The organism is Stenotrophomonas sp. PI_27 (assembly GCF_027854495.1).
Taxonomy (GTDB): Bacteria; Pseudomonadota; Gammaproteobacteria; order Xanthomonadales; family Xanthomonadaceae; genus Stenotrophomonas; species Stenotrophomonas pavanii.
Window position 1 is genome coordinate 460315 of record NZ_JAJNOF010000001.1, and the last position, 25738, is coordinate 486052.

The window sequence follows — 25738 nt, forward strand, 5'->3', positions numbered from 1 at the left end:
CGCTAGACTGTCAGCGTGAATCGGGAGAGTCTGCATGCGTAATCCTGTCGTGCTTGCCAGAACGTTCGCCCTTGCCCTGGGGATCGGCGTGACCGGTCCGGCCGTGGCCGCTGAAGCGAGCGCGGTCAATCCGTTGCTGCTCAAGCCGGTAGTGCAGCTGCAACCTGACGAGATTCGTTTCATGCAGCAGCGCCTGGCTGATTGGCCGCAGCTGCAGCGGTATCGCGACGCCAACGCACGCGTGCCCCCCGCTGTGCCGGGGCAACCGCGTGTAGTGTTCTTCGGTGACTCGATCACCGAAGGCTGGGGCAGGGAAGGCAGCGCCGCGTTCTTCCCCGGCAAGGGGTGGCTCAACCGCGGCATCAGCGGGCAGACCACGGCGCAGATGCTGGTGCGTTTCCCACAGGACGTGCTGGCCCTGAAGCCGCAGGTGGTGGTGATCCTGGCCGGTACCAACGACATTGCCGGCAACACTGGTCCGGCCACGCAGGCGATGATCGAAGACAACCTGCACGCGATGGTGGACCTGGCACGCGCGCACGGCATTCGCGTGGTGCTCGCGTCGGTGCTGCCGGTCAGCGAGTACCCTTGGATGCCGGGGATCACGCCTGCGCCCAAGGTGCGTGCATTGAACTCCGCGTTGAAGCGCTATGCCGATGCACAGCATCTGGTCTATCTGGACTACTACGCGCCGATGGCCAACGTGGCCGGTGGCCTCGATCCGCCGCTGGCTGCGGATGGCGTACATCCCACCGCGAAGGGCTATGCAATGATGGCGCCGCTGGCGGAGGCGGCAATCAGGCGCGCAATGGCGCTGGAGTAGGCACAGCACCCGCACTGCACAGGATCCAGCCCGCCAAGGTACAGTGGCGCCGAAGTCGGCCACGCAGCGTGGCCGCCAGGGACGATGGGGTGGGTGATGCGGAAGGGAATCCAGGGGTGGCTGCGCCGCGGCGGCGCAACGATGGCCTTGCTGCTGGCCGCCGTGCCGGCGTTCAGTGCAGACACGGCGGCGCCTTCGCCGCTGACGCGTGAACCCGTTGCCGGTGTTTCATTGGCCGAGTGGACTGCCCGCTGGTGGCGGTGGGCTGACGGCCAGGGGGGCGCGCCCTACCTCGACCCGGATGGCCGTGTGTGTGACCTGGGCCAGGAAGGACCGGTCTGGAACCTGGCCGGCACCAATGGCCGTTTCCGTCCACACCGCGAATGCGTGGTGCCGGCGGGCAAGTACCTGTTGCTGCCGATCATCAACATGGCGCACTACCAGATGGATGAGCGTGTGTCCTGCAAGGAGCTGCAGGCCGGGGCGGCGGTCAACAACGATTACCTGATCAGCGCGGTGGTGCTGCTGGATGGCCAGCCATTGGGCGACATGCGCAGGCATCGGGTCCGCAGCGAAGGCTGCTTCCGCATGGATGCCGATGACGAACACTCACGGCTGGCCGCCGCTGACGGCTACTGGGTGATGCTCAAGCCGTTGCCGCCGGGCCGGCATACCCTCAGCGTGGGCGCCAACTACGGCGTACCGGAGGGTGGCGCGTACAGCCGCATGCGGCAGTCCTTCGAATACGTGCTGCACGTGGGAGGGCGCACCCAGGTGGTATCGCGCGGACAGCGCACGATGCCGGTTGCGGCTCCCTGAGGCTCAGGCGTCGTCCTGCTTCAACGCCGCATCGGCGGCCAGCAGTGCCTCGGCGGCCGCACTGAGCGGCGGCGACGGCGGCGCGACCACGCCGATCGCGTCCATCATCTTCGGCATGCCCAGGAACTGGCGAGCGCGACGGTCGTAGATGCCGGTGACCAGCAGTGCACGGGTGGCAATCTTCTGCTCGGCGCCGATCAGCACGCGCTGCTCCATGATGCCGCGCGAGCCGACCCAGCCCACCAGGCGCGTTTCCAGAGTGAAGCGCTGGAACGGTTTGAGCTCGCGGCGGAACTGGATGGTGCCGGCACCGACGATCGGTGCCCACTTCTCGCGCAGCGCCACCCGGCCCAGGCCCATGCGCAGGATCAGGTCCAGCCGGCCCAGGTCGAAGATGTTCCAGTAGCGGCCGTTGGTCATGTGCAGGTTGCTGTCCAGATCGTTGGGCAGTACCCGGAACTGCAGCCGCGAGACCCCGAACGGGGCTTCGAGCTTCGGCCGGAACAGGCTGCACAGCAGCAGGTGGAGCAGGCGGAACCAGAGATTCATGGCTATGACGACTGTTATAGAACGGCCGGTACGCTAGTCTATGACGACTGTCTTAGCAAGGAGCCCGCCGTGAGCCCGCGACCCTCTGATGCGCCCCAACGCGTGATGGATGCTGCGGCACAGATGCTGGCGCGGGTGGGTCTCAATGCCACCAGCATCCGTGAGGTGACCAAGCTGGCCGAGGCACCGCTGGGCTCCACCTACCACCACTTTCCCGGCGGCAAGCAGGAGCTGCTGGCGCGCGCCACCCACATGGCCGGCGACAAGGTCGAGGCGCTGCTGGTGGCGCTGCTGGAGGGTGGGGCGGCGCAGGGCCTGCAGCAGTTCCTGGCGATGTGGCGCGAGCGTCTGCTGCGCTCAGAATTCCGCGCCGGCTGCCCGGTGCTGGCCGCTGCCGTGGAAGAGCCGGTGGAGTCCACGGCCAGCCAACCGCGTGCCGCGGCCGCCGAGGTGTTCGCGCGCTGGCACGGCCACCTCGCCTCGGCGTTCGTCGCCGAAGGCCATGCCCCGGCAGCGGCGGGTGAGCTGGCCAGCCTGGTGATCGCCAGCGTGGAGGGGGCGGTGGCGATGTGCCGCGCGCTGCAGGACATCGGCCCGTTCGACCAGGTGGCCGCGCAGCTGCTGAAGGCGGCCGCGCGTCCTTGATCCGGCTATCCGCGTGCGGGAGACGCGCAGCAGGTCAGCGGAAGATCATCACCATCGCGCCAGACGCCGCCTATCACCACCTACGCGTGCCCGGCAAGGATGTCCGCATGCAGTATCAGGTTCCCGACGTTCCTGGCCGCCATGCCTCCCGCCCCCTGGCGGCTGCATGAAGCGCTGGCGCCGCTTTTCACCCAGCCCACTGGCATTGCCGATGAACCGCGGCAGCGAAGCCGTGCGTGCGCGCCGGCACCTGCAGCGGCGCAGGTGGCCACGCCTGCAGATGGCGCTGATCGTGGCTCTGGCCGGTTCGGAAAACGCCCATGGCCCTCTTCGCGGTTTTCGTTCCTCCCCGGCCCTGCGCTATGATCGGCGCAGGGGCCCCGGAACGTGGCCCGGTTTCAACCAACCCTGACAAGGACAAGCGCATGGATGTCGCTGCACGCAGGAACAGGACGTTGTTTCGTTGGATCATGGTGACGTTGCTCGCGGTGTTGTTGCCGTTTGCTGCACTGGCACAGCCCGCAGCCGGGCAGGCCGACGGCGCCGAAGCCGCCACTGCCGCGGAAGAGGCGCGATGCCGCGCCTGCACCTACGAGCGTATCGGGCACAAGGTCGATATCGGCCTGGTGGCCCTGGTGTCGCTGCTGGTGGTGGGCCTGCTGGTCGCGGCGTCGCGGGAATGGGGTACCACCTCGCAGCGCTGGACCTGTCGCACCCTGGCCCTGCTGCTGCTCGGTATCAGCGGAGCGTTGCTGTGGTGGGCCGGCAGCATCCTCTACCTGGGCTACAACCCGTGGCAGGAAGTGGCCGCCCCCGTCGATGGCTCGCTCACCTCGACCGTGCTCAATACCTCACCGAAGTGGTTGGCGGCACTGGTATTGATCGGCGTTGCGCCTGCCATCTGGAAGCGCAGCGAGCGCCTGCCGGTCTGGCGAATCGGCTGACCCCGGGGAGCGACGGCGCCGGATTACACCCGGCGCCGCCTGCGGGAATCAGTCAAATCGCCAGCGCACACCTGCATAGACGCCACGGCCTTCGCCGGGTGTCGAACGGGCCACATCCCTGCCGGCATCGTCATAGCCCGGCGTGACCGTGGCGGCATAGTGGCGATTGCCGAGGTTGCGCATCTCCGCCCAGGCCTGCCAGCGGCCACCGGGTGCGTCGAAGCCGATGCGGCTGCCGAAGATCACATGGCTGTCAGCCCAGTAACTGTTGGCGTAGTCCACGGCAATGCGCGAGGCGTATTCGGTATTGAGCGCGGCGTACAGGCCCGAGGCGTGATCGAAGCGCAGCTCGGCCTGATACGCGTGGCGGGGCAGGCCGGGCAGGCGGTTGCTGCCGAAGCGTGCATCGTGGCGGTAGCGGAAGTCGCTGAAGGTGTAGGCCTGGCGCAGCGACAGACGGCCCGATGCTGCCTGCCACAGCGTGCTGTCCAATCCGGCTTCAATGCCGCGGTGAACCGTGGGGCTGGCATTGTTCTCGGCGATGAACAGGTTCGGCACCGGTTGCAGTTCGACGCTCAGCAGTTCGTGGTTCACGTGCGCGTAGTAGCCGGTCAGTTCCCAGCGACCCAGCGCCGCATCACCGCGCGCACCCATTTCCAGCGTGGTGGCGGTCTGGTTCTGCATCGGCACCGGCGCGCGCTGGCGGCCGGTAGACGGGCCATTGCCTGGCCCGAAGTACTGGTTCGAGCCCCAGATCATCGACCACGGGTGCGGCGCCTCCACCGAGCGGCTCAGGTTGCCGAACCACTGGGTCTGGGCGCTGTGTTGCCAGGTGAAGCCCAGTCGCGGTGCGTAGTCCCAGTCGTGGTCGCGCAGGCGGCCGCCGCTGCTTGGCCAGGTCACCTGAACATCGCGGCGGGTGCTGATCAGTGCCAGCGCAGTCTGCATGCGCAGGCGGTCGTTGAAGGCGAGGGTGTTACCGACGTGCAGCGTGCTGTCGGTGCCATGGTGGCGGAAGTCACGCGTGCGCGTGCCGGCGGCATAGCCGTTGCTGGCAAAGCGCAGCGACTCGCGCACATCGGCATCCAGGTCATGGGTGACGCGCAGGCCGACCGTGGTTTCGCTGTCCAGGCCGAACAGCTGGTGGCGATGGCGGTAGTCCAGCGTGGCGTTGAGGTTGGAGTAGTCCAGCTGCTGGCGATACAGGCTCTCGTTCAAGTCCATCGGGTACGTGTGGTAGACCAGCCCGGCCTGCAGCGAGGAGTCCTCATCGAGCTGCAGCGTGGTGACATTGCCCACCCAGGTGCTGCCCGGCTGCGGGCGGCGCGCATCAATGGCCAGGTTGGCGGCATTCGCGGCATGTGGATCGTTGCGGATCTGATCGCGGGTCAAGCGACCGGGCGTTTCGTGATTGGTTTCGCGGTAGCGCACGAAGAAGCGCGTCTGCAGGTCGGGCGTGATCTGCCAGCCGACGTTCGCCATCGCACCCTTGCCGTCGCCACGCGCATGGCGCTGATAGCCGTCGAACTCGGTATCGGTGTAGGCCACGAAGTAATCAACATCGCCGCTCACGCCGCCCCAGCTGACGCCGCGCTTCTGGTAGCCACGGCTACCGGCTTCGTAATGCAGTTGCACGCCCGCCGAATCGCGACCGCTACGGCTGACGTAGTCGATGGCACCGCCCAGCGCGAGCGCGCCACGCTCGAAACCGTTGGCGCCGCGCAGGACTTCCACGCGCGACAGCCACAGCGGTTCCAGCAGCTCGTACGGCGTGCCGCCCGGGCCGGTCAGTGGCAGGCCATCGATCGACACCGCAATGCCTGAGGCATGCGCGCCCGGGCCCCGGTTGATGCCCGAGCCACGGATCGAGACCTTGGTGCCCTCGTTGCCCGGCGACTGCGCGCTGATGCCCGGTTGGTAGGCCAGCACATCCGCACTGGTGGACAGTCGGCTGTCGGCCTTGGCCACGTCGATGACGTTGCTGGCGCCGGGCACCCGCTTCAACGCCTCGCGCGCCTGCGCGCTGGCATCGGCGGCAGTGACCTGCACGGCATCCAGCGTGGTGGCCTGCGGCGCGGCCGCGGCGGTGGAAGCGAGGCCGAGGCAGACGGCCAGGAACAGCGGCGACGGGGTGGGGCGGTACGGCGAGAGCGACATGCGGGAGTGCTGTAAACCACGAAAGTGGCGCGCAAGTTAACAGGTCGGCGGCGCCACGTCACCCACCGACGGCGTATGGCCGCCCGCCGTGTTCATGTAGAGCCGAGCCCACGCTCGGCTATCGCGCGTAGCGCGGGTTGTCTGCCATCGCGACGAAGAGCAGCCGAGCATGGGCGCGGCTCTACAGAACGGGCTATCGCGAAGGCTTCGCAAGCGTCTTCGACTTCGCATACAGCCGCTCGGCGGTTTCCTTCTGACCCAATGCCGCATGGCATTCGGCCAGGCTGTCCCACGCGTTGGCCGAATCCGGATACAGCTCGGTGTTGAGCGTGAACACCTTCAGCGCCCTGCCGGCCCCCAGACTCTCGCGGATGGCATAACCACCGGCGTTGATCGCACGTTCCAACCCGTCGCCCGTCACCCCGCTGTCGTCGCGCAACCAGGCGCGCATCGCCTGCGCAGCGGCTGCGTCATCATCCAGCGCGTAAGTGATCAAACGTTCGGACAGCACCGCATGCGGAAACGTCTTCGGCGCAGCCACAGCCATCGTGCTCTCCACCAGCGTGCTGGACCATACGTTGCGGGCACTGCCGTTGGTCAGGTACACGAACACCCAATAACCGCTGGCCAGCGTGTCCTTGTAGGCCAGCCGCGCCCTGACGCGGGTGCCTCCATCGTGGCCGACCTGGGTGTAGCCGTCGCTGCGGGTGGTGTCCCAGCCAGTGGAGAAGAAATTGCTGCCGCCACCGCTCAGTTTCTGCGGCTGCCAGAGTTTTTCCAGGGTCGCCGTGCGCAGCAGCCTGCCGGTCGCCAGCGCCTGCAGGAAACGGTTCATGTCGCCCACGCTGGTCTGCAGGTCGGCATGCCCCCAGCCGTAGTTGGGCCAGGGATCTTCATTGGCCGGTTGCAGCGCGCCATCCTTGCCGATGTACGGCACCGCCGCGCGCTGGGCTGGCACGCTGGTGGCGCCCCATGAGGTGCTGGTCATCTTCAGCGGCTGCAGGATGCGTTCGCGTGCGATGGCCGGGTAGGGCTTGCGGTAATGCGCCTCCAGTAAGGCGGTCAGCACCAGGTAGTTGGCCTGGGTGTACTGCACGCGGCTGCCGGTGGCGAACTGCAACGGTGCCGCGGCGGCTACCTTCAACGCAGCGGCAAGATCCGACGCCACACCGGTGTAGCCCCTGCTCACCCAGCGGTTGTCCACCCGCTCGTAGTACTCGGCGATACCGGAGCTGTGGTTGAGGAAATCGCGCACACGGATCGCCCGCCATGCTGCGGGCAAGTCCGGCACATAGCGGCTGGCCGGTGCATCCAGATCCAGCTTGCCCTGATCGACCAATTGCATCACCAGCGTGCTGGTCAGCAGCTTGGCCATCGACTGCGCGGCGAAGATGGAATCGACGGTGGCGGGCGCATGGGTGGCGGGATCACGTTCACCGCTGGCGCCCTGGTACAGCACCTGGCCGTTGTGTGCGACCAGTACCGCTTGGCCGGCGATGCCGTAGCGTTCGCGGTTGGCCTGCAGCTGGGCGTCGAGCTGAGTGGAGAGGTCAGGGGTGAGGCCACGCGCCGAAGCGATCGGAACGACGAAGAGGGCGCAGAGCAATGCAGCAACAAAGGTGCGGTACATCGCGGCGATCCATCAGCGGTGATGGCGCATGTTGGTCAGCGTCGGAGGCTGGGTCAAGCATGTGCAGTAGCGCCCATGCTCGGCTGCACGGGCAACGCAGCGTGCGGTGCCGGCCAGCGGCCGGCACTACCACACGTTCCCGGTAGTGCCAGCCGCCCTGAGATCAGCCGAGGATTCCGGGCAGATCCAGTCCCTTCTCCTTCGCGCAGTTGATCGCGATTTCATAGCCCGCATCGGCATGGCGCATCACGCCGGTGGCCGGGTCGTTCCACAGCACGCGGCCGATGCGCTTGGCCGCCGCCTCGGTGCCGTCGCAGACGATCACCATGCCGGCGTGCTGCGAGAAACCCATGCCCACGCCGCCACCGTGATGCAGCGACACCCAGGTCGCGCCGCTGGCGGTGTTGAGCAGGGCGTTCAGCAGCGGCCAGTCGGACACCGCATCGGAACCGTCGGCCATCGCTTCGGTTTCGCGGTTCGGCGACGCCACGCTGCCGCTGTCCAGGTGGTCACGGCCGATCACCACCGGCGCCTTCAGTTCGCCGTTGGCCACCATCTCGTTGAAGGCCAGGCCCAGGCGGTCGCGGTCACCCAGGCCGACCCAGCAGATGCGCGCCGGCAGGCCCTGGAACTTGATCTTCTCGGCCGCCATGTCCAGCCAGCGGTGCAGGTGCGGGTTGTCCGGAATCAGTTCCTTCACCTTGGCATCGGTCTTGGCGATGTCTTCCGGGTCGCCGCTCAGCGCAGCCCAGCGGAACGGGCCGATGCCGCGGCAGAACAACGGGCGGATATAGGCCGGCACGAAACCGGGGAAGTCGAAGGCATTGGCCACGCCTTCCTCCAGCGCCATCTGCCGCAGGTTGTTGCCGTAGTCCACGGTCGGCACGCCGAGCGCGTGGAAGCCGAGCATGGCGCGGATGTGGTTGGCCATCGAAGCACGCGCTGCCTTTTCCACTTCCTTCGGTGCACTCACACGCTTCTCATCCCACTGCTCGACCGTCCAGCCCTGCGGCAGGTAGCCGTTCACCGGGTCATGCGCGGAGGTCTGGTCGGTCAGCAGGTCCGGCTTCACGCCGCGCTTGAGCAGTTCCGCCAGCACGTCGGCGACGTTGCCGAGCAGGCCCACCGATTTCGGCGTGCCGGCCTTGCACGACTCGTCGATCAGGCGCAGCGCTTCGTCCAGATTGTCGGTCCAAGTATCCAGGTAACCGGTGCGCAGGCGCATGTCGATGCTGCTCTTGCGGCACTCGACGGCCAGGCAGGAGGCGCCGGCCATCACCGCGGCCAGCGGTTGTGCGCCCCCCATGCCGCCGAGGCCGCCGGTGAACAGCCACTTGCCCGTCAGGTCGCCACCGAAGTGCTGGCGCCCCATTTCCACGAAGGTCTCGTAGGTGCCCTGCACGATGCCCTGCGCGCCGATGTAGATCCAGCTGCCGGCGGTCATCTGGCCGTACATGGCCAGGCCTTTCCTATCCAGCTCGTTGAAGTGGTCCCAGTTGGCCCAGCGCGGCACCAGGTTGGAATTGGCGATCAGCACGCGCGGTGCATCGGCGTGGGTGCGGAACACGCCCACCGGCTTGCCGGACTGCACCAGCAGGGTCTGGTCGTCGTCCAGGCGCTTGAGCGTTTCGACGATGGCATCGAAGCTCTCCCAGTCGCGCGCGGCACGGCCGATACCGCCGTACACCACCAGCTCCTGCGGGCGCTCGGCCACGTCCGGGTGCAGGTTGTTCATCAGCATGCGCAGCGGTGCCTCGGTCAGCCAGCTCTTGGCATTGAGCGTGGTGCCGGTCGGCGCGGCGAGGGTGCGGGACGGGTCGTTGCGGGTCATGCGGCGCTCCGGTTCGTAGCGAATTCAAGGCAGGCGTTGAGCACCTGCGCCAGGGTGTGGCGCAGCGGTGCGGCGTGGTCGGGGTCGAGCGGGGTGGGCCAGCTGTGTTCGTCCACCTGGTCCGGCAGCGGTTCGTGCATGTAGCCACGGCAGGCCAGCTCCATCTGCAGGCTGTGCACGCCGCCGGCGATGTTGCTGTAATGGCGGGTGATCCAGCCGCCCTTGAAGCGGCCGTTGCGCACCTGGCTCATGCCGCTGATTTTCAGCAGGTTCTCCACCACATCGCTCAAGGTGTTGTCGCAGGACGTGTCCGGCGCACCCGAAGGGCCGGCGGTACCGAGGTTGAACTGCGGCAGTTCACCGTCGAACAGGTGCGGGATGTGCGAGCGGATCGAGTGCGCGTCGTACACCACCACGGTGCCGTGGCGCGCTCGCAGGCGCGCGATCTGCGCAGCCAGGGCGTCGTGGTAGGGCAGGAAATACGTATCGCGGCGGCGCGCGATTTCGGCCTCGTCCGGCTCGTGCCCGGCGTGGTACAGCGGCTGGTTGTCGAAGGTGGTCAGCGGGCACAGGCCGGTGGTGTTCTGGCCCGGATACAGCGACACGCCGCTGGGATCGCGGTTGAGGTCGATCACCGAACGCGAGATCGCCGAGCGCACCGTGGTCGCGCCCATGCCACGCACGAAGTCGTACAGTTCATGCACCCACCAGTCGGCATCGCGGCGGGCCAGCCACGGCGAGTGGTAGTCGCCGATCAGGTCGTGCGGCAGCTCGCTGCCGGTATGCGGGAAGCTGACGATCAACGGCGCATCGCCCTCGTGCACCGTCAGCCAGTCGGGATGGGCGTTCATGCCTGCGGTTCCACGGTCGGCAGGAGCTCGGCCAGGCCCTGTGCCAGTGCGCCACTGCGCACCAGGTTCGTAGCGGTCACCATGTCCGGATGGAAGTAGCGGTCTTCCTCCAGCGTCGGCACCTGTGCACGCAGGGTGGCGCGCACGGCCTCCAGCGCGGCACTGGAGCGCAGCGGGCCGTGGAAGTCGCAGCCCTGTGCGGCGGCCAGCAGCTCGATGCCGATCACGTTGGCGGCGTTCTCTGCCATCTGCATCAGGCGGCGTGCACCGTGCGCGGCCATCGAGACGTGGTCTTCCTGGTTGGCCGATGTCGGGATCGAATCAACGCTGGCCGGGTAGGCGCGCTGCTTGTTTTCCGAGACCAGCGCCGCGGCAGTCACCTGCGGAATCATGAAGCCGGAATTCAGGCCCGGGCGCGGGGTCAGGAACGCCGGCAGGCCGGACAGCGCCGGGTCGACCAGCATCGCCAGGCGGCGCTCGCTGATCGAACCGATCTCGCACACCGCCATCGCCAGCATGTCGGCCGCGAAGGCCACCGGCTCGGCATGGAAGTTGCCGCCGGACAGCGCTTCACCGGTATCGGTGAACACCAGCGGATTGTCGGAGACGCCGTTGGCTTCGATTTCCAGCGTGGTCGCGGCCTGGCGCAGGATGTCCAGCGCCGCGCCCATCACCTGCGGCTGGCAGCGCAGGCAGTACGGGTCCTGCACGCGCACATCGTTGTCGCGGTGCGATTCGCGGATCTCCGAGCCCTGCATCAGCGCGCGCAGCGTCGCGGCGGTAGCGATCTGCCCGCGCTGGCCGCGGATGGCGTGGATGCGCGGGTCGAACGGCGTGTCGGAGCCCTTGGCTGCTTCCACCGACAGCGCGCCGGTGATCAGCGCGGCCTGGAACACGGTCTCGATCTCGAACAGGCCGGCCAACGCATACGCGGTGGAGAACTGGGTGCCGTTGAGCAGCGCCAGGCCTTCCTTCGCGCCCAGTTCGATCGGCTGCAGGCCGGCACCTGCCAGCGCATCGACCGCCGGCACGCGCTCGTCACCGATGAAGGCTTCGCCTACGCCCAGCATCACGCTGGCCAGGTGCGAGAGCGGCGCCAGGTCGCCCGAGGCACCCACCGAGCCCTGCGCGGGTACCACCGGCAGCACGCCCTTGACCAGCATCGCTTCCAGCAGCAGCAGCGTTTCCTCGCGGATGCCCGACGCACCCTGCGCCAGGCTGACCAGCTTCAGCGCCATCATCAGGCGCACCACGTTGGCCGGCATCGGCTCGCCCACGCCGGCGGCATGCGAGAGCACGATGTTCCGCTGCAGGGTAGCCAGGTCCTCGCGCTCGATGCGCACGCTGGCCAGCTTGCCGAAGCCGGTGTTGATGCCATACACCGGCGCGCCCTTGGCGACGATGGCGGCGACGGCCGCCGCGCTGGCGCGCACCACCGGCAGCGCGGCCGGGTCGAGCGCGAGCGGCGCACCGCGATAGACCTGCCGCCACTGGGCAAGCGTGACATGGCCGGGGCGAAGAACCAGGGTGTTGCTCATGTGTTGCTCCAGGAGGCAGGCAGGTCGGGCTGCCCGCGCACCACGCGCGCGTGCAGCGGGTTGAATCCAATGCGATAGACCAGGTCGGCGGGCGCGTCGATGTCCCAGATCGCCAGGTCGCAGTCCAGGCCCACGGCCAGGCGGCCGATGCGCTCGCCATGGCCCAGTGCGCGCGCCGCTTCACGGGTGAAGCCGGCAATGCACTCATCCACGGTCAGGCGGAACAGGGTGGCGCCCATGTTCATCGCCAGCAGCGGGCTGGTCAGCGGCGAGGTGCCCGGGTTGCTGTCCGTGGCCAGCGCCAGCGGCACGCCGGCCGCACGCAGCGCGGCGATCGGCGGCAAGGTGGTATCGCGGGTGAAATAGAAGGCACCGGGCAGCAGCACGGCGACAGTGCCGGCGGCGGCCATCGCGGCGATGCCGGCATCGTCCAGATGTTCGATATGGTCGGCCGACAGTGCGCCGACGCTGGCCGCCAGTTCGGCGCCGTGCTGGTTGCTCAGCTGCTCGGCGTGGATCTTCACCGCCAGCCCGTTGGCGCGCGCTGCTTCGAAGACCTGCCGCGCCTGCGCCGGCGAGAAGGCGATGTTCTCGCAGAACACGTCCACCGCTTCGGCCAGGCCTTCGGCGGCGATGGCCGGGATCATCACGTTGCAGACCTCGTCGGTGTATTCCTGCGCTTCGCGGCCCGGCGGAACCGCGTGTGCGCCGAGGAAGGTGGTCACCACGTTGACCCGGCATTCCTCGCCCAGCGCACGCGCCACCTGCAGCTGCTTGCGCTCGTCGGGCAGGGTGAGGCCGTAGCCGGACTTGATTTCGATCGTGGTCACGCCCTCGGCGCGCATCGCCAGCAGGCGCGGCCGGCTTTCGGCGGCCAGCTGTTCCGGGGTGGCAGCGCGGGTGGCGCGCACGGTGGAGACGATGCCGCCGCCGGCACGGGCGATCTCGGCATAGCTGACGCCCTGCAGGCGCTGCTCGAATTCGTTGGCGCGGTTGCCGGCGTAGACCAGGTGGGTGTGGCAGTCGATCAGGCCCGGCGAGATCCAGCGGCCTTCACCGTCGATGCGGGTGGTCGGCTGCAGGTCGGCGTCGCTGCCCGCTGGACCGACATGAGCGATGCGGCCGCCGGCGCAGGCCAGCACGCCATCGCGGATGACACCCAGCCCTTCGCCCTCGAGGGTGATCAGGTGGACGTTGGACCAGAGGGTATCGACGTGCATGGCATCCACAACGCGGCTGTGCTTATATGTCTATACAATATAGGCGTCCATTTCGGGTTGTCCAGCCATGTCCGATTCGCGTTCCACGCACTGCTTCCATGCCGCCCACGCCCTGCTGGCCGACGGCTGGGCCCGTGATGTCCGCCTGCAGGTGCAGGATGGCCGCATCGCGGCGATCAGCGCGGGGCACGGCGCCGAGCACGGCGACACCCGGGTCGGCATCCTGGTGCCGGGCCTGCCCAACCTGCACAGCCACGCGTTTCAGCGTGGCATGGCCGGCCTGACCGAGATCGGCGGCGGTGACGGTGACAGCTTCTGGAGCTGGCGCGAGCTGATGTACCGCTTCCTCGCCCATCTGCGCCCGGACGCGGTGCAGGCCATCGCCGCCCAGGCCTATATGGAAATGCTGGAAAGCGGCTTCACCCGCGTCGGCGAATTCCATTACCTGCACCACGACGCCGAGGGCCACGCCTATGCCAACCGCGCCGAAATGAGTGCACGGATCGCGGCGGCAGCCGAGCAGACCGGCATCGGCCTGACCCTGTTGCCGGTGTTCTACGCGCATGCCGACTTCGGCGGCGCGGCACCGAATCCCGCACAGCGTCGCCTGATCCACGACGTGGAGGGCTTCGCACAACTGCTGGACGCCGCAAAGCCGGCATTGGCCGTGCTTCCCGACGCGGTGCTCGGCATCGCACCGCACAGCCTGCGCGCGGTCACCGGCGAGGAACTGTGCGCGCTGCTGCCGCTGGCTGACGGCCCGGTGCACATCCATATTGCCGAGCAGGTGCGTGAAGTCGAGGCCTGCTTGGCCTGGAGCGGCCAGCGCCCGGTGCAGTGGCTGTACGACCATGCGCCGGTCGATGCACGGTGGTGCCTGGTGCATGCCACCCACATCACCGATGACGAGCGAGCGGCCATCGTGGCCAGCCAGGCCGTGGCCGGTCTCTGCCCGATCACCGAGGCCAACCTGGGCGACGGCCTGTTCCCGATGCAGGCGTTCGCACGCGAGGGCGGGCGCTTCGGTGTCGGCTCCGATTCCAATGTGCTGATCGATGCGGCTGAAGAACTGCGTCTGCTCGAGTACGGCCAGCGCCTGGCCCTGCGCGGGCGCAATGTACTGGCGCCGGATGCCACCCGCAGCAGCGGCCGCTTCCTGTTCGAAGGTGCATTGCACGGTGGCGCACAGGCGCTGGGCGTGGCCGCTGGCCTGCAGGTCGGCGCCAGCGCCGATCTGGTTGAACTGGATGCCGCGCACCCGGCGCTGCAGGCGCGACAGGATGACGCATGGCTTGACAGCTGGGTGTTCGCCGCACGTAATGGCGCGCTGCGATCGGTCTGGCGCCATGGCCGTCAATGCGTGGCCGAAGGCCGCCACCTGCAGCGCGAGGCGATCACCAGCGCCTTCGCCGCCGCCCTGCGTGGCGTGCTGGCCTGATCGCCTCCCGACACCGAGACCCCATCACGTGAAGGCCAGCAAGTCCGCCACGCTCAACCAGCGCATCCGCAGCGATCTGGAAAGCCGCATCCTCAGCGGAGAGTGGGCGCCGGGCTTCCGCATACCGTACGAGCACGAGCTGATGGAGCAGTACGGTTGCTCGCGGATGACGGTGAACAAGGTGCTGACCGCACTGGCCGAGAGCGGCATGATCGAGCGCCGCCGTCGTGCGGGTTCCTTCGTGGCGCGTCAGCCCCCGCACCTGGAACAGGTGGCGCTGGAGATTCCCGACATTGCGATGGAGGTCGGGTCGCGCGGCCATCAGTACGCCTATCGCCTGCTGCAACGGGAACTGCGCCTGGCCGATCCCGGCAATGCCGGCGAGGTAGAGCTGGCGGGCCGCGAGAAACTGCTGGCGATGCGCTGCCTGCATCTGGCCGACGGTCGTCCGCTGGCGCTGGAGCATCGGCTGATCAGCCCGGTGGGGGTACCCGAGGTGCTGGAGGTCGATTTCAGTACCACCGCGCCGGGCAGCTGGCTGCTGCAGAACGTATCGTGGACCCGCGCCCAGCACCGCATCAGCGCCTGGGGTGCGGACACTGCCACCGCCAGGCTGCTGGATGTAAAGCCCGGTACCGCCTGCCTGGTGATCGAACGCCTGACCTGGCGTGGCGAACAGCCGATCACCCGCGTGCGCCAGATGTTCCTCGGCGACGCCTGGGACCTGGTCGCGCGCTTCGCGCCGGGGGCTCGTTAGGGCGTATCCACGCATGGCGTGCAACGACCAAATCCCGGTTGGGATTACGTGATGGGTGAGAACCTTCGGTCGATCCACGCCATGCGTGGATGCTGTCCCATCAATACGTAGCGCACTGCCGCCAGCGCACCGGCTCGTCCACGCCGGGGCGGGCATTGAGCTGGATGCGCACGTTGCGCAGGGCGGGGTAGTGCAGCACTTCCTCGCAGACCAGCGGCCATACGGCGTCAAGTTCGCCGGTGCGGTTGATCGCCAGCGTCTGCCGGGTCAGCCAGACGCCGCTGGCGATGCCGGGCTTGCCAGCCAGCGCACGGGCCAGATCGGCCTGGTAGCGATCCAGTGTGGCCGCATCCGGGTTGGGATTGCTCCGTGGGTCGGCCGCCGGCGCGGCCACACCCTGCGGCGACGAGGTCGCGGTGGCGGGCGTGCTCGGGGATGCTCCGGGGGCAGGTGCAGCGGTAGCGGCCGGAGCAGGGGCCGGCGCTGGGACTGGCGCTGACACCATCGATGCGTCGGCCGTGGGTGCGGCGTCGTCCACGCGCAGGCCCTGCAGGCCCAGGCCGACCAGCAGCCCCAGCGTGATTGATCCCAGGCCGGCGATGGCGATGCGGCGCAGGGCTTCATGCCGGGCAGTGGCGCGCACACGCATTTCAATGTCACCCGGCAGGTAGGGCTGCAGCAGCGGCCACAGGCGCGGGCCGTCCAGTACCTCGACCGCCTGCTTCTCGGCAGCTGCCCGGCCATCGCGCTCGATCCGGCCTTCCGTGAGCAGTACGCCACCTTTCGCACCGGCCAGGCGCGCGGCCGCCCCCAGTTCGTTCACTGCGGCAGTGCCGATACGGTAGGCCAGGCCGTGCTTGCATGACACCAGCCACTGGTTGGGACCGTCGCTGAGCAGGAAGTCGCTGCTCGGCTCGCGGGCATCTTCGGCCGGATCGACCAGCTCGCGCAGGCCACGCTGCTCGCGCAGCATGCGCTTGACGAGTACCGAAAATTCGCGCCAGTGCATCCCCGCCAGGGCCTGCAGGCCAAGTTGCATCTCCTTCTGCCGCCGCTTGATCCACCACAGATAGACCACGGCCAGGGAACAGGTAAGCAGGGCCGACAACAGGGCCAGGATCCAGGGGAGCATGCAGGAGTAGGGCGGAAGGGGCGAAAGCGGAGAACGACAGTGTAAAGGCCGCAGTGCCCGGCTGGGTCAGGATGTTCCTGACAGGAAGCGTGATGGAGCACGCAGAACTGTATACGGCGGGCACGAAAAACCCGCCAATCCTGAAGCCGTGAGGGGAGGGAACAAACGGCAGCCGAAGCGATTGGCGGGTTGCTCGCGATTGTCAATCAAAATTTATTGCATTGCAACAATTGCGCTCAGGGAATGCTGTCCGGCGACTGATGGCTGCCCGGTGCAGGGGCGTCGGTACCCGACGCTGCCCGGTTTTCCAGCCTGGCCAGGCGCGCGTGCAGGGCATCGATGCGGGCTTCCAGCGCGGTGACTTCGTCGGCCGTGGGCACATGCAGCCGCTTGAGCACGCCCTGCACCTGGTCATCGAAGGCCTTCTCGACCTTGTTCCAGGTGCCCGAGGCCTTCTCGCGGGCTTCATCCAGGGACGATTCCACGTTGTCGCGCCAGCCAGGGCCCTGTTCGCTGCTGCGTTCACGGCGGCGGGCTTCCCAGGCTTCGCCTTCCTTCACCAGGCCATCAAAGAAGCGGCTGCCTTCGGCCTGGGCGCGGCCGAGGGCGCCCAGCCCGGCCAGCCAGACCTGCTGCGCCGAGTCGCTGAGCTTGCGCGAGAAGCGCTCGGCCTGGTCACCGAAAGAGGCGTCGTCGTTGCGGCGGTCGTCGTTCTCGTAGTGGTTCATCGCACTTCCCGTGGGAGTTGGGCCTGCCCCGAGAGTAGCGCGCGGTGGCGTTGCACGGCCGTGATGGCCGCCGCCAGGATTCAGCCCAGCTTTTCCTTCAGCACGCGCTGGATCTCGCCTTCGACCATGCCCTTCATTGCCGACAGCAGGAAGCCCAGCTTGGCGGTCACGCGCACAGCGCCCGGCTGCAGTTCGATCGCGCCGTCCACGCCGCTGCCGGAGAAGTTCAGCACATCGGCGGTCCAGGACGACTTCAGGCCGAAGCGCTCGGACAGCTTGGCGGCGACCTGTTCGATCGCGGCGCGCGCCTGTGCGTCGGGCAGGGCGTGGGCGTGGCGGACATCGATGGTGGACATGCAGGCTCCTGGCGCTGGGCGGGGATGATCAGAGAGGGGCGAGCATTGTGCGCATCGGGGGCGTCCGCGCCAAGCACTGATCGCAGGTTCTTCTTCGTTGGCGGCCAACCTGCTAGGCTGCGCCGCGTGCAGAACCTGCTTGTTCACTTCAGTCAACAACAACAGCCCGACCAGCCGCTGCGGCCCGGGGTGCAGCGCATCGTGCGCCAGGCCAACGGCAGCGTGCGGCTGGGCGATGCCGGTCACGGCGCGCTGTTGCTGGCGCAGTTCTGCATGGACGATCGCGGCCTCTGGCTGCAGGTCGGCAACGGTATCCGCGGCATCCACGTGAACGGTCGGCCGGTGCGCCGGATGGCGCTGTTGCGTGCAGGCGATGCGGTATACGTGGATGGTGTGGAGATGGTCCTGCAGGGCGAGGTCGAGAGCCTGCTGCAGGCGCCTGCGCCGAACAACGATGACGGCAGCGACGAGCAGCAGCGGCTGCTGCGCGGCGTCGGTGGACTCCACCATGGCCGCAGTTTCACCCTGTCGCGGGCCCGCCTGATCGGCCGCGGCAACGACGCCGACATCGCCATCGACGATCCGGCTTTCGCCGAACAGCATGCGCGGGTGGAAGTGCACGGCGAGCGCGTACTGCTGCGCGACCTCGGCAGTGCCGACGGCACCCGCGTCAATGGCGTGGCCGTGCGCCATTGCTGGCTGCAGGCCGGCGACCAGGTGGTGTTCGATGGCCAGCACCGTTTCGTGCTGGAAGTGCCGCACGACCCGCGGCGGCGGTCGCAGCCGGTCGAGGACGACGCCAGCCACGAGGCCGAGCAGGCGCCAGTGATGCCGGCTGCGCCACGCAAGGTCCGGCGCTGGCCGTGGCTGCTGGTCAGTGCGCTGCTGCTGGCCGCACTGCTCAGCCTGCTGCTCTGGTTCGGCGCGCGCTGATCTGAACCGACCGGGCATGGCCTGCGCGCCATCGGGACGGCGTTCATTTCCCCGCTCTTGGTGGGTGCCGACCTTGGTCGGCACGCTCCTCCGGTGGCCATGACGCCAGACGGCGTACGCCGACCAGGGTCGGCGGCTACCGGCGCCATGCTGGCGGCCGATGGATTCCAATGAAACCAAATTTCCCTTGCCACACAAGGCCGCAAGGCTGGTGCACTGCGGCATACTAGGGGTCTTGCCCCACAGGTGTGACATGACGCGCGCGTTCAACTTCAGTGCCGGCCCTGCAACCTTGCCGGAATCGGTCCTGCGCCAGGCGCAGGCGGAAATGCTGGACTGGCACGGTACTGGTGCCTCGATCGTGGAAATGAGCCATCGCGGCGCGGAATTCATGTCCGTGGCTGCCGAGGCCGAGGCCGACCTGCGCCGCCTGCTCGATATCCCCGACGACTATGCGGTGCTGTTCCTGTCCGGTGGTGCCACCACCCAGCAGGCGCTGATCCCGCTCAACTTCGCCCGCCCCGGCCAGCGCGCCGACTACGTGGTCAGTGGCCATTGGGGAAAGACTGCGGTCAAGCAGGCCGGCGTCTACGTCGACGTCAACATTGCCGCCAGCAGCGAGCCCGACGGCTACCGCACGCTGCCGCCCCGCGCCGACTGGCAGCTCTCGCCCGACGCCGCCTATGTGCACATCACCGCCAACGAGACCATCCACGGCGTCGAGTTCCGTGATGTGCCGGATACCGGCGATGTGCCGCTGGTGGCGGACTTCAGCTCGTCCATCGCCAGCGAGCCGCTGGATGTACGCCGCTACGGTGTGATCTATGCCGGCGCGCAGAAGAACCTGGGCCCGGTCGGCATCGCAGTGATGATCGTCCGCCGCGATCTGCTCGAGCGCACTGGCCAGCCGCGCGCGGACATCTTCGATTACCGCTCGCACGTCGCCCGCGATTCGATGCTCAACACCCCGCCGACCTGGAACTGGTACCTGGCCGGCCTGGTGTTCAAGTGGATGCTGGCCGAAGGCGGCGTGGCCGAATTCGCCAGGCGCAATGCCGCCAAGGCGGCACTGGTGTACGGCGCCATCGACGGCTCTGGCGGCTTCTACCGCAACGAGGTCGCGCATGCGGCACGCTCGCGGATGAACATCCCGTTCTTCCTGCCCGATGCCGAACTGGATGCCCGTTTCGTCGCCGAAGCCAAGGCCGCCGGCCTGCTGGCGCTGAAGGGACACAAGGTGGTCGGGGGCATCCGTGCCTCGCTGTACAACGCCATGCCGCTGGCCGGGGCCGAGGCGCTGGTCGCCTTCATGGCCGATTTCCAGCAGCGTCACGGTTGAGCAATGAACGGCGCGCACCGCCGGGTGCGTGCCCCGCAACAAGGAATTCCGATGGCAAGCAGCAAATCGAGCAAGAAGGCGCCGAAGAAGGCCGAACCGGCCAAGGACAGCGCGCCCACCAAGGCGAAGGGCAAGGCCAAGGCCGCCTCGAACCCGGCGCCGACCCTGGCGCCGCTGGCGCTGGCCGATGTGCGCTCGAAGATCGACCAGATCGACCGCGACATCCAGAGCCTGATCGCCGAGCGCGCGCGTTTCGCCCACCAGGTCGGCAAGGCCAAGGGCAAGCTCGCCGCCGCTGTCGACTACTATCGCCCCGAGCGCGAAGCGCAGGTGCTGCGCATGGTGGTGGACCGCAATGAAGGCCCGCTCAGCGACGAGCTGCTGGTGCATGTCTATCGCGAGATCATGTCGGCCTGCCTGGCCCAGCAGGAGCCGCTGAAGATCGGCTACCTCGGCCCGGAAGGTACCTTCAGCCAGCAGGCCGTGCTCAAGCACTTCGGCCGCTCGGCGCTGGGCCTGCCGATGGCCAGCATCGAAGAGGTGTTCCAGGAAGTGGAAGCGGGCAACGCCGATTTCGGCGTGGTGCCGGTGGAAAATTCCGGGCAGGGCACCATCCAGATCACCCTGGACATGTTCCTGACCTCCAACCTGAAGATCTGTGGCGAAGTGGAACTGCGCGTGCAGCAGTTCCTGATGTCGCGCAGCGGCCGCATCGAGGACATCGAGCGCATCTACGCACATCCGCAGTCGTTCATGCAGACCTCGGCCTGGCTGCGCGCCAACTTGCCGAAGGCCGAAAAGATCCCGGTGTCGAGCAACGCCGAGGGTGCGCGTCGCGCGCGCAACGCCGACGACGCGGCTGCCATCGGCGGCGAGAGCGCCGGCCACGTGTATGGCCTGAAGAAGGTGGTCACCAAGCCGATCCAGAACGATGCCGACAACACCACCCGCTTCCTGGTGGTGGGTCGCAACATCTTCCCGACCTCCGGCCACGACCGTACGTCCGTACTGGTGTTCATCCATGACAAGCCCGGTGCGCTGTTCGACGTGCTCAGCCCGTTCGCCCGCCATGGCATCAGCATGAACCGCATCGAGTCGAGGCCGTCGCACCACGGCAAGTGGGAGTACGGCTTCTTCATCGACCTCGCCGGCCATATCGATGACGCGCCGATGCAGGCGGCACTGGCCGAACTGGAAGCGCACTCGGCGCAGATCAAGGTGCTGGGCTCCTATCCGGTGGCCGTGCCCTGAGTGCTGCTGCGGTGGTCCTGGCCGCCGCTCCCTGATGCATCGCCGGCGCCGCCGGCGTTTACGGAATGATCGAACGATGAGCAACGCGCAACACTGGATCGCCCGCAAGGGCCACCCGCTGCAGGGCAGCCTGACCATTCCCGGCGACAAGTCGGTCTCGCACCGCTCGGTGATGTTCGCCGCACTGGCCGATGGCACTTCGCATATCGAGGGCTTCCTGGAAGGCGAGGACACCCGCGCGACGGCGCGCATCTTCAGCCAGCTGGGGGTGCGCATCGAAACCCCCAGCCCGTCGCAGCGCATCGTGCATGGCGTCGGCATCGACGGTCTGAAGGCGCCGGATGCACCGCTGGATTGCGGCAATGCCGGCACCGGCATGCGGCTGCTGGCTGGCCTGCTGGCCGGGCAGGCGTTCGACTGCACGCTGATCGGCGACGAGTCGCTGTCCGGCCGCCCGATGCGTCGCGTCACTGGCCCGCTGTCGCAGATGGGCGCAAGGATCGATACCCAGGACGACGGCACACCGCCGCTGCACGTGCATGGTGGCCAGACGCTGCACGGCATCGACTTCGCCTCGCCGGTGGCCAGCGCACAGATCAAGTCGGCCGTGCTGCTGGCCGGCCTGTACGCGCAGGGCGAAACCCGCGTGGTGGAACCACACCCGACCCGCGACTACACCGAGCGCATGCTGTCCGCGTTCGGCGTGGACATCGAGTTCTCGCCGGGCAAGGCCCGCCTGCGGGGCGGCCAGCGCCTGCGCGCCACCGACATCGTGGTGCCGGCCGATTTTTCCTCGGCCGCGTTCTACCTGGTCGCCGCCAGCATCATTCCCGGTTCCGAGCTGCGCCTGAAGCAGGTCGGCCTGAACCCGCGCCGCACCGGCCTGCTGCACGCGCTGCGCCTGATGGGGGCGGACATCACCGAAGAGAATCCGGCCGAGCAGGGCGGTGAGCCGGTGGCCGATCTGGTGGTGCGCTACGCCCCCCTGAAGGGCGCGCGTATTCCCGAAGCACTGGTGCCGGACATGATCGACGAGTTCCCGGCGTTGTTTGTGGCCGCCGCCGCTGCCGAGGGCCAGACCGTGGTCAGCGGCGCGGCCGAACTGCGGGTGAAGGAATCCGATCGTCTTGCCGCGATGGCCACTGGCCTGCGCGCGCTGGGCATGCAGGTGGACGAGACCGAAGACGGCGCCACCCTGCACGGCGGCGTGCGCCTGGGCAGCGGCACCATTGAAAGCCACGGTGATCATCGCATCGCCATGGCGTTTGCCATTGCTGGACAGATCAGTGAGGGCGAAGTGCGCATCAACGACATCGCCAACGTCGCCACCTCCTTCCCGGACTTCGACGGCCTGGCCCGCAGCGCCGGGTTCAACCTGGCCTGAGCGGCATCGCGAGCGCCGGGCCATGCCCGGCGGATCGCATTGCCCGGTAGGTGCCAACTTGGGTTGGCACGCCTCTCCAGATAAAAGGACGGAGGCCGAAGCCTCCGTCTAAACATCACGAACCCCTCGTCCGCGATCAACGCTGCTCGGTACGGAAATCCACCGGGACCCGCACCACACTGGCCACTGCACGGCCCTCATGCATCGCCGGCTGGAACTTCCAGTTCTGCACGGCGCTCAACACCGCGCGATCCAGGTCACGGCTGCGCTCGCCGGTGCGCGAAACGATCGCTGCACGGGTGACCTGGCCGCGGGTATCGACATTCAGGCTGGCGATCACGCTGCCCTGGACGCCATTGCGCAGTGCGGCGGCGGGATAGGTCGGCTTGATGTTGCCCGCGAGCGGACGTGCCTCGCGATTGCGCACGGCAGGAGCGGGGTGGCGCGGGTCGCTGGCCGGCGCGGCCTGGCGGGCGGCGGGCGCCTGCGTGTCGGCCACCGGCGCCTGTTCGGGGGCGGGCAGCATGCGCTCGCCGACCGGTGCAGGTGCCACGTCTTCCGGGTTCGCGTGACGCAGCCAGAGCAGGGCGGCGGCAAACATCGCCACGATCAGCGCGATCCACATCCAGGGCGACGTGGTCCTCTGCTGCGGGCCGGATTCCTGCTGCAGCTGCGGCGAGTGAAGGTCTTCGTGGGTGGTGGCGGTCATCGCAAACTCCTTCCGTCAATGGACGACGGGCAGAGTGTTGCGCGGGGCGGCGGCGACAAGTGTCAGCGTTGCGTCAACGTCACCGGCAGGGTTCAGTTTGCCTGCCGGGAAACGTTCAGTTACTGGGTCTTGAAGTCGAACGGCACTTCAATGCTGCCCGGTACGGGCTGGCCGTTGCTCTGCGCCGGGGTGAAGCGCCAGCGGCGCACGGCATCGGTCGCGGCGCGGTCGAGCTCGCGTGAGCCGCTGCGCTGGATCACGGTGGCATTGTTCGGATAGCCGGTGGCATCCACGTCCACGCGTACCACCACGCTGCCCGTCTCGCCCGCGCGCAGGGCGGCGGCCGGGTAGGTCGGCGGCGGCGACTGGCCGGCAATCGGCATCGGCTGGCTGTTGCCGGTGGTGGCTGGCGCAGGGGTCGGCGCGGCCGGGGCCGGTTCAGCGATGGGCGCCGGCGGCGGCGGGGCGGTTTCGACCAGCTTCGGGGCGTCTTCCTCGACCGGGGCCGGCTTGGCATCGGGCATGTCGCTGGAACCGGCAGCCGCCGCCAGCGGTTCGGGCAGCGGCTCGACCTGCGTGGTCTCCTGCGGGGTCTGCGCGGCCGGGTCGGCGCGGAAGAACTCCTTGTCGCGACCGGTCAACCACACCAGTACGAACAGCAGCACGCCCACGCCGAAGGCGATGCCGGCGATCTTCAGGGCGTTGCGCGGGATATGCACAGTGAACGACTTGGAGGACGACGAGCGGGGTGCAGACATGGACCGGACCAGTACGGAATGGCTCGATTCTGCCACGGCGGGAATGAACCGGGCGGCAGAAATCCGTATAACAGGCGATAATCCCGTTCCTGACACCCACCACGACACCTGCCATGCTTGATCCAGCCCTGCTCCGCCACCAGCCCGCCGACCTCGCTGAACGCCTGCGCACCAGCCGCGGCTTCGAGCTCGACGTGTCTGCCCTGGAGGCCCTGGAGGCGGATCGCAAGCGCATCCAGGTGCGGACCCAGGAACTGCAGAGCCTGCGCAACAGCCGCTCCAAGGCCATCGGCCAGGCCAAGGCCAAGGGCGAGGACGTCTCGGCGATCATGGCCGAGGTCGCTGCCTTCGCCGACGAGTTGAAGGCCTCGGAAGTGGCGCTGGACGAACTGCGCGAGAAGATCGAAGCGATCTCGATGGGTATTCCGAACCTGCCGGCCGATGACGTGCCGGCCGGTGCCGACGAGAACGACAACGTCGAGCAGGCGCGCTGGGGTGCCCCGCGCCAGTTCGATTTCAAGGTGCTCGACCACGTCGAACTGGGCGCCCGCAACGGCTGGCTGGACGGCGAGACCGCGGCCAAGCTGTCCGGTTCGCGCTTCACCGTCCTGCGCGGCCCGATCGCGCGCCTGCACCGCGCCCTGGCCCAGTTCATGGTCGACCTGCACACCGGCGAGCACGGCTACGAGGAAACCAACGTGCCGCTGCTGGTCAACGCCGATTCGCTGCGCGGCACCAGCCAACTGCCGAAATTCGAGGACGACCTGTTCAAGACCGCCGTGGGTGACTCCACGCGGTACCTGATCCCGACCTCGGAAGTGCCGCTGACCAATATCGTTCGCGATGAGATCGTGGACGCCGAGCGCCTGCCGCTGCGCATGACCGCGCACTCGATGTGCTTCCGTGCCGAGGCCGGCAGCGGTGGCCGCGACGTGCGCGGCATGATCCGCCAGCACCAGTTCGAGAAGGTCGAGCTGGTCTCGATCAGCCGCCCGGAAGACAGCGACGCCGAACACCAGCGCATGACCCGGTGCGCCGAAGTGGTGCTGGAAAAGCTGGGCCTGCCGTACCGCAAGGTGCTGCTGTGCACCGGTGACATGGGCTTCTCGGCAGTGAAGACCTACGACCTGGAAGTCTGGCTGCCGTCGCAGGAAACCTACCGCGAGATTTCCTCGTGCTCGAACTGTGGCGATTTCCAGGCCCGCCGCATGCAGGCGCGCTGGCGCAACCCGGCCACCGGCAAGCCGGAGCTGGTGCACACGCTGAACGGCTCGGGCGTGGCCGTTGGCCGCGCGATGATCGCGGTGATGGAGAACTACCAGAACGCCGACGGCAGCATCACCGTGCCGGAAGCCCTGCGCCCGTACATGGGCGGCCTGGAAACCATCGCCTGATTCCCTGACCGGGTAGGTGCCATGCTTGCGTGGCACCGCATCCACGCATGGCGTGGATCTACTGGAGGATGTTGCACGCGCCCGGCATGAATTCGCCGATGCCACAGTAGATCCACGCCATGCGTGGATGAACCACCGTGATCATTCCACAGCGCGCAGCTTCTCCAGCGGTACCCATCCCGGTTCGCCGTTCTCCGGCACGCACCATGCCCAGCCATTGAGCGTGCGCATCCCGCGCAGCACCTGCCCTGGATCCACATCCAGCTCCCGCGCGCAGTAATCCTGCGTGGCAAACGCGCCACCCTGCGCATCGCGGCCGATCACCGGCGCCGGCACGAATCCGGGCTGCTGCCCCTCGGCCTCGCACAGGAACCAGTCGTCCCAGCCCTCCGGGCCTTCATAGCGTTTGCCCACTACCAGTGCCTGGCCACGGCGCAGGGTGATCGGGTGCGGAAATTCGCTGCGGTGCGCAGCCGTCACGATGTAATCCATCGCCCCAGCCTAACGTTCTGGTGAGCGCCGCGCATGGCACGGAATCCACGCACGCGTGCA

General features: G+C 68.0%; 24 protein-coding genes. 11 read left to right on the plus strand and 13 right to left on the minus strand.

The features are described 5' to 3' along the window. Positions 1–34 precede the first annotated feature (34 nt). The gene (locus LRM18_RS02115; RefSeq protein ID WP_154330871.1) at positions 35–823 is read left to right on the plus strand and encodes an SGNH/GDSL hydrolase family protein; all 789 of its coding nucleotides are present in this window, start codon (positions 35–37) and stop codon (positions 821–823) included. 96 nt (positions 824–919) lie between these two features. After that, positions 920–1642: a hypothetical protein gene (locus tag LRM18_RS02120; RefSeq protein ID WP_270950416.1), complete on the plus strand. Its 723-nt coding sequence runs from the start codon at positions 920–922 to the stop codon at positions 1640–1642. A gap of 3 nt (positions 1643–1645) precedes the next feature. Here LRM18_RS02120 and LRM18_RS02125 read toward each other — a convergent pair whose 3' ends face one another. Then, positions 1646–2191 carry a thioesterase family protein gene (locus LRM18_RS02125; RefSeq protein ID WP_270950418.1) on the minus strand — a complete coding sequence of 182 codons (546 nt, stop codon included), beginning with the start codon at positions 2189–2191 and terminating at the stop codon, positions 1646–1648. A gap of 69 nt (positions 2192–2260) precedes the next feature. Here LRM18_RS02125 and LRM18_RS02130 point away from each other — a divergent pair, with 69 nt between their 5' ends. Together LRM18_RS02130 and LRM18_RS02135 are read left to right on the plus strand one after the other, a co-directional pair. Continuing rightward, positions 2261–2836 carry a TetR/AcrR family transcriptional regulator gene (locus LRM18_RS02130; RefSeq protein WP_270950420.1) on the plus strand — a complete coding sequence of 192 codons (576 nt, stop codon included), beginning with the start codon at positions 2261–2263 and terminating at the stop codon, positions 2834–2836. A 425-nt stretch (positions 2837–3261) separates the two neighbouring features. Next, a complete protein-coding gene (locus LRM18_RS02135) occupies positions 3262–3780 on the plus strand; it encodes a hypothetical protein (RefSeq protein WP_329849411.1) in 519 nt (172 codons plus the stop codon). 48 nt (positions 3781–3828) lie between these two features. Here LRM18_RS02135 and LRM18_RS02140 read toward each other — a convergent pair whose 3' ends face one another. The 6 genes from LRM18_RS02140 to hutI all read right to left on the minus strand — a co-directional run bounded on the left by LRM18_RS02140 (position 3829) and on the right by hutI (position 13007). Then, a complete protein-coding gene (locus tag LRM18_RS02140; protein ID WP_270950423.1) occupies positions 3829–5937 on the minus strand; it encodes a TonB-dependent receptor in 2109 nt (702 codons plus the stop codon). A 193-nt stretch (positions 5938–6130) separates the two neighbouring features. Next, positions 6131–7567 (minus strand): serine hydrolase domain-containing protein, encoded by a 1437-nt coding sequence (locus LRM18_RS02145; RefSeq protein WP_270950425.1) that lies wholly within the window; start codon positions 7565–7567, stop codon positions 6131–6133. A gap of 163 nt (positions 7568–7730) precedes the next feature. Beyond that, positions 7731–9398: a urocanate hydratase gene (hutU, locus tag LRM18_RS02150; protein ID WP_270950427.1), complete on the minus strand. Its 1668-nt coding sequence runs from the start codon at positions 9396–9398 to the stop codon at positions 7731–7733. Next, the gene (hutG, locus tag LRM18_RS02155) at positions 9395–10249 is read right to left on the minus strand and encodes an N-formylglutamate deformylase (RefSeq protein WP_150828165.1); all 855 of its coding nucleotides are present in this window, start codon (positions 10247–10249) and stop codon (positions 9395–9397) included. Before hutG ends, hutU begins: the two co-directional genes overlap by 4 nt. After that, a complete protein-coding gene (hutH, locus tag LRM18_RS02160; RefSeq protein ID WP_270950429.1) occupies positions 10246–11787 on the minus strand; it encodes a histidine ammonia-lyase in 1542 nt (513 codons plus the stop codon). Before hutH ends, hutG begins: the two co-directional genes overlap by 4 nt. Then, a complete protein-coding gene (hutI, locus tag LRM18_RS02165; RefSeq protein WP_270950431.1) occupies positions 11784–13007 on the minus strand; it encodes an imidazolonepropionase in 1224 nt (407 codons plus the stop codon). The genes hutH and hutI overlap by 4 nt, the downstream gene beginning before the upstream one ends. Positions 13008–13074: 67 nt before the next feature. On the opposite strand from hutI, the gene LRM18_RS02170 reads away from it, so the two are divergent. Further along, a complete protein-coding gene (locus LRM18_RS02170; RefSeq protein ID WP_270950433.1) occupies positions 13075–14445 on the plus strand; it encodes a formimidoylglutamate deiminase in 1371 nt (456 codons plus the stop codon). Positions 14446–14473: 28 nt separating this feature from the next. Beyond that, a complete protein-coding gene (hutC, locus tag LRM18_RS02175) occupies positions 14474–15202 on the plus strand; it encodes a histidine utilization repressor (RefSeq protein WP_074724833.1) in 729 nt (242 codons plus the stop codon). A 100-nt stretch (positions 15203–15302) separates the two neighbouring features. Here the strand turns inward: hutC and LRM18_RS02180 are convergent, their stop codons facing one another. From LRM18_RS02180 to LRM18_RS02190, 3 genes are all read right to left on the minus strand, one after another. After that, a complete protein-coding gene (locus tag LRM18_RS02180; RefSeq protein WP_270950438.1) occupies positions 15303–16334 on the minus strand; it encodes a restriction endonuclease in 1032 nt (343 codons plus the stop codon). Positions 16335–16570: 236 nt separating this feature from the next. After that, complete coding sequence (locus LRM18_RS02185; RefSeq protein ID WP_049471412.1) at positions 16571–17062, minus strand: phasin family protein; 492 nt, start codon at positions 17060–17062, stop codon at positions 16571–16573. 80 nt (positions 17063–17142) lie between these two features. Beyond that, positions 17143–17418 carry a polyhydroxyalkanoic acid system family protein gene (locus tag LRM18_RS02190; protein ID WP_005417302.1) on the minus strand — a complete coding sequence of 92 codons (276 nt, stop codon included), beginning with the start codon at positions 17416–17418 and terminating at the stop codon, positions 17143–17145. A 126-nt stretch (positions 17419–17544) separates the two neighbouring features. Here LRM18_RS02190 and LRM18_RS02195 point away from each other — a divergent pair, with 126 nt between their 5' ends. From LRM18_RS02195 to aroA, 4 genes are all read left to right on the plus strand, one after another. Next, the gene (locus LRM18_RS02195) at positions 17545–18351 is read left to right on the plus strand and encodes an FHA domain-containing protein (RefSeq protein ID WP_057493181.1); all 807 of its coding nucleotides are present in this window, start codon (positions 17545–17547) and stop codon (positions 18349–18351) included. 253 nt (positions 18352–18604) lie between these two features. Further along, on the plus strand, positions 18605–19690 hold the full coding sequence (gene serC / locus LRM18_RS02200; protein ID WP_150828172.1) for a 3-phosphoserine/phosphohydroxythreonine transaminase: 1086 nt from the start codon (positions 18605–18607) through the stop codon (positions 19688–19690). A 51-nt stretch (positions 19691–19741) separates the two neighbouring features. Beyond that, complete coding sequence (pheA, locus tag LRM18_RS02205) at positions 19742–20941, plus strand: prephenate dehydratase (RefSeq protein ID WP_049471406.1); 1200 nt, start codon at positions 19742–19744, stop codon at positions 20939–20941. 76 nt (positions 20942–21017) lie between these two features. Beyond that, on the plus strand, positions 21018–22325 hold the full coding sequence (aroA, locus tag LRM18_RS02210; protein WP_270950473.1) for a 3-phosphoshikimate 1-carboxyvinyltransferase: 1308 nt from the start codon (positions 21018–21020) through the stop codon (positions 22323–22325). 136 nt (positions 22326–22461) lie between these two features. On the opposite strand, the gene LRM18_RS02215 is transcribed toward aroA, so the two are convergent. Together LRM18_RS02215 and LRM18_RS02220 are read right to left on the minus strand one after the other, a co-directional pair. Then, entirely contained in the window at positions 22462–23034 is a 573-nt protein-coding gene (locus LRM18_RS02215) for an energy transducer TonB (RefSeq protein ID WP_154330858.1), read from the minus strand. Positions 23035–23153: 119 nt separating this feature from the next. Beyond that, on the minus strand, positions 23154–23792 hold the full coding sequence (locus LRM18_RS02220) for an energy transducer TonB (RefSeq protein WP_270950476.1): 639 nt from the start codon (positions 23790–23792) through the stop codon (positions 23154–23156). Between the two features lie 113 nt (positions 23793–23905). Between LRM18_RS02220 and serS the strand changes: the two genes are divergently transcribed. After that, positions 23906–25186 (plus strand): serine--tRNA ligase, encoded by a 1281-nt coding sequence (gene serS, locus LRM18_RS02225; protein ID WP_270950478.1) that lies wholly within the window; start codon positions 23906–23908, stop codon positions 25184–25186. A 141-nt stretch (positions 25187–25327) separates the two neighbouring features. On the opposite strand, the gene LRM18_RS02230 is transcribed toward serS, so the two are convergent. Beyond that, positions 25328–25678, minus strand: a complete 351-nt coding sequence (locus LRM18_RS02230) for a ligand-binding protein SH3 (protein ID WP_270950480.1) — start codon at positions 25676–25678, stop codon at positions 25328–25330. Positions 25679–25738: the final 60 nt, after the last annotated feature.

Bases quoted from the DNA above. Each gene is read 5' to 3' on its own strand.
- LRM18_RS02115 (WP_154330871.1), top strand. From the start codon at position 35: ATGCGTAATCCTGTCGTGCTTGCCAGAACGTTCGCCCTTGCCCTGGGG.
- LRM18_RS02120 (WP_270950416.1), top strand. From the start codon at position 920: ATGCGGAAGGGAATCCAGGGGTGGCTGCGCCGCGGCGGCGCAACGATG.
- LRM18_RS02125 (WP_270950418.1), bottom strand. From the start codon at position 2,191: ATGAATCTCTGGTTCCGCCTGCTCCACCTGCTGCTGTGCAGCCTGTTC.
- LRM18_RS02135 (WP_329849411.1), top strand. From the start codon at position 3,262: ATGGATGTCGCTGCACGCAGGAACAGGACGTTGTTTCGTTGGATCATG.
- LRM18_RS02140 (WP_270950423.1), bottom strand. From the start codon at position 5,937: ATGTCGCTCTCGCCGTACCGCCCCACCCCGTCGCCGCTGTTCCTGGCC.
- LRM18_RS02145 (WP_270950425.1), bottom strand. From the start codon at position 7,567: ATGTACCGCACCTTTGTTGCTGCATTGCTCTGCGCCCTCTTCGTCGTT.
- hutU (WP_270950427.1), bottom strand. From the start codon at position 9,398: ATGACCCGCAACGACCCGTCCCGCACCCTCGCCGCGCCGACCGGCACC.
- hutG (WP_150828165.1), bottom strand. From the start codon at position 10,249: ATGAACGCCCATCCCGACTGGCTGACGGTGCACGAGGGCGATGCGCCG.
- hutH (WP_270950429.1), bottom strand. From the start codon at position 11,787: ATGAGCAACACCCTGGTTCTTCGCCCCGGCCATGTCACGCTTGCCCAG.
- hutI (WP_270950431.1), bottom strand. From the start codon at position 13,007: ATGCACGTCGATACCCTCTGGTCCAACGTCCACCTGATCACCCTCGAG.
- LRM18_RS02170 (WP_270950433.1), top strand. From the start codon at position 13,075: ATGTCCGATTCGCGTTCCACGCACTGCTTCCATGCCGCCCACGCCCTG.
- LRM18_RS02180 (WP_270950438.1), bottom strand. From the start codon at position 16,334: ATGCTCCCCTGGATCCTGGCCCTGTTGTCGGCCCTGCTTACCTGTTCC.
- LRM18_RS02185 (WP_049471412.1), bottom strand. From the start codon at position 17,062: ATGAACCACTACGAGAACGACGACCGCCGCAACGACGACGCCTCTTTC.
- LRM18_RS02190 (WP_005417302.1), bottom strand. From the start codon at position 17,418: ATGTCCACCATCGATGTCCGCCACGCCCACGCCCTGCCCGACGCACAG.
- serC (WP_150828172.1), top strand. From the start codon at position 18,605: ATGACGCGCGCGTTCAACTTCAGTGCCGGCCCTGCAACCTTGCCGGAA.
- pheA (WP_049471406.1), top strand. From the start codon at position 19,742: ATGGCAAGCAGCAAATCGAGCAAGAAGGCGCCGAAGAAGGCCGAACCG.
- aroA (WP_270950473.1), top strand. From the start codon at position 21,018: ATGAGCAACGCGCAACACTGGATCGCCCGCAAGGGCCACCCGCTGCAG.
- LRM18_RS02215 (WP_154330858.1), bottom strand. From the start codon at position 23,034: ATGACCGCCACCACCCACGAAGACCTTCACTCGCCGCAGCTGCAGCAG.
- LRM18_RS02220 (WP_270950476.1), bottom strand. From the start codon at position 23,792: ATGTCTGCACCCCGCTCGTCGTCCTCCAAGTCGTTCACTGTGCATATC.
- serS (WP_270950478.1), top strand. From the start codon at position 23,906: ATGCTTGATCCAGCCCTGCTCCGCCACCAGCCCGCCGACCTCGCTGAA.
- LRM18_RS02230 (WP_270950480.1), bottom strand. From the start codon at position 25,678: ATGGATTACATCGTGACGGCTGCGCACCGCAGCGAATTTCCGCACCCG.